Raw genomic sequence first — 1,091 nt, forward strand, 5'->3', positions numbered from 1 at the left:
GGAGTATCTGCGCTCCGTAACAGATCCCAAAGCCAGTCTTGAACGCATCCTCAGCGCCCCGGAAGTATCCGGGGTGTTTGTGCCCAATCCCTACTTTGATGTGCGCGAGCGCCTTGCGCAGTACCTTGCAGAAATCTGGCAGGAATGCGTCCAGGAGAATGAAACCGGAGCCGACCAGTGAACCAAGCCAGCCAGCGCCTGAGTGAATTACGCAAGCGACGCGAGCGTATTTTAGTCGAAGATATTCCACGTAAGGCCAAGCAGCTAAAACTGGATGCGATTCAAAAGCGGATTAATGCGGTATCAGCAAAGGCATCGCAGGGCACCGAAGCCGCTTTTTAGAGGTTGATCATTCCGATTTTCAGGTGCTGTCCATCATTATTGGTGCCGTTCATGGTACTAAGCGTGAATTAGGTCAGGCTTTAAGTGTGATGAATTCCGCAATATTTCTGGGTGTAATGGCGTGTAATTGACCATTAGCTTTGTCTGTGGAGAATCTCCCGCCATAAAATAAAAGCTTCTTGGGGTCTTCGATGGGTCTGCGCAATTATCAGGCACTAGCGGGTGTTATCTGTTCATCCGTTAGGTTCAACCTTTCTAAATACCTTCTTTTCTTTGTTTCAACTTGGTGCCTTTTGCCCGTTGCTGTTGCACAAGTCGATGTGAATGTATCGGTATCGGAATCCAACAGCCCGGACGGTTCCTATACCGTATCGTACAGAGGCCCGGGTACTTTTTCTGAACGGAAAAATGGTACTGTTATCAATTCGTTTGTAATTTCTGACTCCACGAACCGTACCAAAACCTATTCCAACAGATCAACCGGGGTGTACAAGTATAGTATCTATTGGGAGAAAACCTATTGCTTTACGCCCCCGGGTGAAGCCCTCGATTGCCAAACTTACACCGATAGCGATTCAGCCACAGTAAACGTAGCCCGCAAGCCCGGCATTGCCGGTAATTTCGAGAACTTTCCCAGTCAGGATGACGACGGCGTATTTACCGTCAAGTGGGGCGCAGCCACTGGGACCATATCCCGCTACGAGCTCCATCAAAAAAAGAACAGTGGTAGTTACAGCGGTGATATTCAC

3 protein-coding genes are annotated in these 1,091 nt (G+C 48.9%); all 3 read left to right on the forward strand.

What is annotated here, in order from left to right; translation table 11 throughout:
• On the forward strand, positions 1 to 181 hold a 181-nt coding region (locus tag ABVT36_RS19075; protein ID WP_368457979.1), incomplete at its 5' end, for a hypothetical protein.
• A complete protein-coding gene (locus ABVT36_RS19080) occupies positions 178 to 342 on the forward strand; it encodes a hypothetical protein (RefSeq protein WP_367149573.1) in 165 nt (54 codons plus the stop codon). The genes ABVT36_RS19075 and ABVT36_RS19080, both read left to right, overlap by 4 nt.
• Positions 343 to 533: 191 nt before the next feature.
• Positions 534 to 1,091 (forward strand): hypothetical protein (locus ABVT36_RS19085; RefSeq protein WP_368457980.1); only part of this gene is annotated, 558 nt, incomplete at its 3' end.

The sequence above is a fragment of the Microbulbifer sp. TYP-18 genome (genome assembly GCF_040932045.1).
Classification (GTDB): Bacteria; Pseudomonadota; Gammaproteobacteria; order Pseudomonadales; family Cellvibrionaceae; genus Microbulbifer.